Source organism: Georgenia sp. (assembly GCF_054605595.1).
Genome location: NZ_JBTSDU010000027.1, coordinates 20,622 through 26,509, shown reverse-complemented (window position 1 = coordinate 26,509; position 5,888 = coordinate 20,622). Strand labels below are relative to the sequence as shown.

The following is a 5,888-nucleotide window of genomic DNA, read 5'->3' as shown; positions in this document are numbered from 1 at the left end:
ACCTTCCTCGGCGCCTTCAAGTACTACACGTCGTACACGCTCAAGACGTTCGACGGGAAGCGCTACCTCGAGCGGTTCGAGGACCGGGTCGTCATGGTCGCCCTGCTCCTCGCCGACGGCACGGAACAGGCCGCGCTCGACATGGTCGAGGAGATCATCTCCGGCCGCTTCCAGCCCGCGACGCCCACCTTCCTCAACGCCGGGAAGGCGCAGCGGGGCGAGCTCGTGAGCTGCTTCCTGCTCCGCATCGAGGACAACATGGAGTCGATCGCGCGCTCCATCAACTCGGCGCTGCAGCTGTCCAAGCGCGGCGGTGGCGTGGCGCTGTCGCTGACGAACGTGCGTGAGGCCGGCGCCCCGATCAAGAAGATCGAGAACCAGTCCTCCGGGATCATCCCCGTGATGAAGCTGCTGGAGGACTCCTTCTCCTACGCCAACCAGCTCGGTGCACGCCAGGGCGCGGGCGCGGTGTACCTCAACGCGCACCACCCGGACATCTACCGGTTCCTGGACACCAAGCGGGAGAACGCGGACGAGAAGATCCGCATCAAGACGCTCTCCCTCGGCGTCATGATCCCCGACATCACGTTCGAGCTCGCGAAGAAGAACGAGGACATGTACCTGTTCTCGCCCTACGACGTCGAACGCGTGTACGGGGTGCCGTTCTCCGAGATCAGCGTGACCGAGAGGTACCGCGAGATGGTCGACGACGGCCGCATCCACAAGACGAAGATCAACGCGCGCGAGTTCTTCCAGACGCTCGCCGAGATCCAGTTCGAGTCGGGCTACCCGTACATCGTGTTCGAGGACACGGTGAACGCGGCCAACCCCGTCAGGGGCCGGATCACGATGTCGAACCTGTGCTCGGAGATCCTCCAGGTCTCCACGCCGTCGACGTTCAACGAGGACCTCTCCTACTCCTCGGTCGGCAACGACATCTCCTGCAACCTCGGCTCGATGAACATCGCCAAGTCGATGGACAGCCCCGACTTCGCCAAGACGGTCGGCACGGCCATCCGCGCGCTGACGGCGGTCTCGGACCAGACGCACATCTGGTCCGTCCCCTCGGTCGAGGTCGGCAACAACCAGTCCCACGCCATCGGCCTGGGGCAGATGAACCTGCACGGCTACCTGGCCCGGGAGCGGATCTTCTACGGCTCGGACGAGGGCCTGGACTTCACGAACATGTACTTCTACACGGTGGCGTTCCACGCCGTGACGGAGTCCAACAAGATCGCCATCGAGAGGGGCCGGGCGTTCGCCGGTTTCGAGGACTCCACGTACGCCAGCGGAGAGTACTTCGACAAGTACGTGGGCCGCGTGTGGGAGCCGCGCACCGAGCGGGTGCGTCAGCTCTTCGCCGACGCCGGCGTGCACATCCCCACGCAGGACGACTGGCGCGAGCTTGCCGCCGCCGTCAAGGAGCACGGCATCTACAACGCCTACCTCCAGGCGGTCCCGCCGACCGGGTCGATCTCCTACATCAACAACTCCACCTCCTCGATCCACCCGATCGTCTCCAAGGTCGAGATCCGCAAGGAGGGCAAGCTCGGCCGCGTCTACTACCCGGCGCCGTACATGACGAACGAGAACCTCGACTACTACGAGGACGCGTACGAGATCGGCCCGGAGAAGATCATCGACACCTACGCCGAGGCCACCCAGCACGTGGACCAGGGGCTGTCGCTGACGCTGTTCTTCAAGGACACCGTCACCACCCGCGACATCAACAAGGCGCAGATCTACGCGTGGCGCAAGGGCATCAAGACGCTCTACTACATCCGCCTGCGCCAGCTGGCGCTGGAGGGGACCGAGGTCGAGGGCTGCGTCTCCTGCATGCTCTAGACCATCGACGATTCGCCGGCCCGCCGGCGACACCGAGCAAAACTCCACAACCCGGCAGATCGTCAGCCCGGCGATGCGCCCTGGACGGGCCGTCGTCGGGGCTGACGGGTTCCTCCCACCCGTCACGACAGAAAGTCATCATGATGTCCACTCTCCGCAGCTACGCACTCATCGCCGGCATCGCCGTCCTGTCGATCGCCTGGCGCGACTACAACCTCAACACCTTCCTGGCGCCCGGCGTCGAGCTCGTCACGGTCCTGGCGGTCGTGTCGGCGCTGCTGCTTCCCCGGCCCGCCGCCGTCGCCGTTCCGCTGCTGACCGTCGCCGTCGGCGACGTGATCCTCGGGTCGTACTCGACGATCTTCCTGTACGTCTGGGGCGCGTGGGCCGTCGTCGCCGCCGGCGCCCTCCTGCTCCGGCGCGCCTCCTCGGCCCGGTCCGCGGCGCTGCTCGGTGCCGGGGTCGCCGCCGGATCGTCGACGCTGTTCTTCCTCGTGACCAACTTCGGCACCTGGATGCTCGGGCGCGGGGAGTGGTACGCCGACTCCCTGGGCGGCCTCTTCACCGCCTACGCGCTGGGCGTGCCCTTCTACCTCTACCCCCTGGCCGCCAACCTCGTGCTCGTCCCCGCGGTCGCCGCCGGGGTCTACGCGGTGCGTCGGCAGCACGGGGCGACCGCCGCCGTCGCGCAGCCGGCCCGCTGACCCCAGCACCCGCCGTCGCGCCGTGCCAGCACCCCCGCGGCGCAGCGGCCCGGCCGGGACCCCCACGACGAAGAAAGGGTTCTCATCCCCATGTTCTCCTTCCAGCTCTCCGACGACTTCGTCGCGCCCTATGCCACCCGCACCATCCCGTGGGGGTACGCCGACGCCGCCGGCAACTCTCTCGGTGAGGTGACGTTCCTGCGCACGTACTCACGCCTCAAGCCGGACGGCACCAAGGAGCGCTGGCACGAGGTGTGTCGCCGCGTCATCGAGGGGATGTTCTCCATCCTCAAGGACCACATGACGGACCACCAGCTGCCGTGGGACGAGGCCGAGAACCAGGCGCTGGCCCGGGACGCCTACGAGCGGCTCTTCGACCTGAAGTGGTCCCCACCCGGGCGTGGTCTGTGGGTCATGGGCACCCCGCTGGTCAGCGAGCTCCGTAACTCCGCGCCCTTGCAGAACTGCGCGTTCGTGAGCACCGGCGACATGACCGTGAAGGATCCGGCCGGGCCGTTCACCTTTCTCATGGAGGCTTCCATGCTCGGGGTGGGTGTCGGATTCGACACCCGGGGTGCCAAGCGGGGCTTCGTCATCCACACACCGGAGCAGCCCGCGGTGACCTACGTCGTCCCCGACACGCGCGAGGGCTGGGTGGAGTCCGTGCGCCTGCTGCTGGAGGCCTACCTCACGGCCGGGCAGCCGGCACGCATCTTCGACTACTCGTTGGTGCGGCCCGCCGGGGAGCCGATCAAGACCTTCGGCGGCACCGCGGCCGGGCCCGCCCCGCTGCGCCGCCTGCACGAGTCGATCCGCCGTCTTCTCGACGACCGCGGCGGCCAGGCCCTGACGACCAAGGACATCGCGGACATCGGCAACCTGATCGGCGTGTGCGTCGTGGCCGGTAACGTCCGGCGCTCCGCCGAGATCCTCCTCGGTGAGATCGACGACCAGGACTTCCTCAATCTCAAGAACGCCGACGTCTTCCCCGAGCGCAACAGCTACAGCGACCCGACCCGTCCCGGCTGGGGCTGGATGTCCAACAACTCCGTGACCGTCGACACGGGCACCGACCTGTCCGGCATCGCCGACGCCATCCGGCACAACGGCGAGCCCGGTGTCATCTGGCTCGACACCACCCGTGCCTACGGCCGACTGGGCGACCCGGCGGACAACAAGGACTACCGCGCCATGGGCTACAACCCCTGCGGCGAGCAGCCGCTGGAGTCGGGGGAGTGCTGCACCCTGGTGGAGACCTTCCCCACCCGGGCAGAGTCGAAGGAGGACTACCTCGCCACGCTGCGGGTGGCCTTCCTCTACGGCAAGACGGTCACCCTGCTGCCGACACACTGGACGAAGACGAACGCGGTCATGCAGCGCAACCGCCGCGTGGGCACCTCCATGTCCGGTATCGCCGACTTCGTCGACACCCACGGCCTCGAGACCATGCGCGAGTGGATGGACGAGGGCTACCGGGCTGTCCAGGATGTCGACCGGGGGCTGTCCGAGTGGCTGTGTGTGCGCGAGTCGATCCGGACCACGACGGTGAAGCCCAGCGGCACCGTGAGCATCCTCGCCGGCGTCTCCCCGGGCGTGCACTGGGGTCCGGGCGGGCAGTACTTCAACCGGGCCGTCCGGTTCCGCAACGAGGACCCGCTCGTCACGCTCTTCCGGGCGGCCGGCTACCGCGTGGAGCCGGCGAGCGAGGACCCGGTCAGCACGTCGGTGGTCTTCTTCCCCGTCCGCTCCGCGGCCAGGCGGTCCGACAAGGACGTCTCCCTGCGGGAGAAGGCGGAGCTGGCGACGCTGGCGCAGAAGTACTGGTCGGACAACTCCGTCTCGGTCACCCTCTCCTTCGACCCCGAGCGCGAGGGCGGTGAGGTCGAGCACGTCCTGCGCGATTTCGCCGGGCGCCTCAAGACCGCCTCGTTCCTGCCGCAGGGCAACTTCGTCTACCCGCAGATGCCGTACACGCAGATCACCGCCGAGGATTACGAGGCGGCGACGAAGAAGCTCGTACCGGCCTATCTCGACGCCATCTACGAGGGCGACATGGAGACCATCGACGCGATCGGTGAGGCGTTCTGCGAGACCGACGACTGCGAGATCACCACGCTGGAGAACACCATGGAGGCCGCCGACGTGGCGAAGATCGTGGTGCACTGAACCTGGCCCACTGCACACGAGGCGAGTCCGGCCCGTCCGGACCGACCGGGCAGCGGGGGTGCGGGGCAGGGTAGGCCGGCGTCACCCGGGAAGCCCCAACCGGGCCGCGCGACGATCAGATCATCATGGAAGGGAAGGAAGCAGCATGAGCGGACCGCTCAAGTTGGCCGACACCGTCAGGGCCATCAACTGGAACAGGATCGAGGACGAGAAGGACGTCGAGGTGTGGGACCGCCTCACCGGCAACTTCTGGTTGCCCGAGAAGATCCCGCTGTCGAACGACGTCCAGTCCTGGGCGACGCTCAACGATGACGAGCAGACGATGACGACGCGCGTCTTCACCGGCCTGACCCTCCTCGACACGATCCAGGGCACCGTCGGCGCCGTCTCACTGATCCCGGACGCGGTGACCCCCCACGAGGAGGCGGTGTACACCAACATCGCGTTCATGGAGTCGGTGCACGCGAAGAGCTACTCCTCGATCTTCTCCACCCTGATCTCGACCAAGGAGATCGACGAGGCGTTCCGCTGGTCGGACGAGAACGAGAACCTCCAGCGCAAGGGCGCCATCGTCATGGACTACTACCGCGGCGACGACCCGGAGAAGCGCAAGGTCGCCTCGACGATGCTCGAGTCGTTCCTGTTCTACTCGGGCTTCTACGCGCCGATGTACTGGTCCTCGCACGCGAAGCTCACGAACACCGCGGACCTCATCCGTCTGATCATCCGCGACGAGGCCGTCCACGGGTACTACATCGGCTACAAGTACCAGCGGGCGCTCGACCGGGCCACGCCCGAGCGTCGCCAGGAGCTCAAGGACTACACCTACGAGCTGCTCCACGAGCTCTACGAGAACGAGGAGCAGTACACCGAGGACCTCTACGACCCGCTCGGTCTGACGGAGGACGTCAAGGCGTTCCTGCGCTACAACGCCAACAAGGCGCTGATGAACCTCGGCTACGAAGCCCTGTTCCCCAGGGACCAGACGGCCGTCAACCCTGCCATCCTCTCCGCGTTGAGCCCCAACGCCGACGAGAACCACGACTTCTTCTCCGGGTCCGGCTCCAGCTACGTCATCGGCAAGGCCGAGTCCACCTCGGACGACGACTGGGACTTCTGAGAGCTCTCCTCAGCCCGGTAGCCCGAACCGGCTGACCAGAGGCCCGGAACCGC

4 protein-coding genes are annotated in these 5,888 nt (G+C 67.0%); all 4 read left to right on the top strand.

Annotation, left to right across the window (positions count from 1 at the left end):
• Positions 1-1,845, top strand: a 1,845-nt coding sequence (gene nrdE, locus ACYC1Z_RS05455) for a class 1b ribonucleoside-diphosphate reductase subunit alpha (RefSeq protein ID WP_461408526.1), incomplete at its 5' end; no start/stop codon positions are given.
• 140 nt (positions 1,846-1,985) lie between these two features.
• Positions 1,986-2,549, top strand: coding sequence for a DUF6580 family putative transport protein (locus ACYC1Z_RS05450; protein WP_461408525.1), 564 nt, complete (start codon positions 1,986-1,988; stop codon positions 2,547-2,549).
• 90 nt (positions 2,550-2,639) lie between these two features.
• Positions 2,640-4,715: a glycyl radical enzyme family protein gene (locus tag ACYC1Z_RS05445; protein ID WP_461408524.1), complete on the top strand. Its 2,076-nt coding sequence runs from the start codon at positions 2,640-2,642 to the stop codon at positions 4,713-4,715.
• A gap of 145 nt (positions 4,716-4,860) precedes the next feature.
• Positions 4,861-5,835: a class 1b ribonucleoside-diphosphate reductase subunit beta gene (nrdF, locus tag ACYC1Z_RS05440; protein WP_461408523.1), complete on the top strand. Its 975-nt coding sequence runs from the start codon at positions 4,861-4,863 to the stop codon at positions 5,833-5,835.
• Positions 5,836-5,888: the final 53 nt, after the last annotated feature.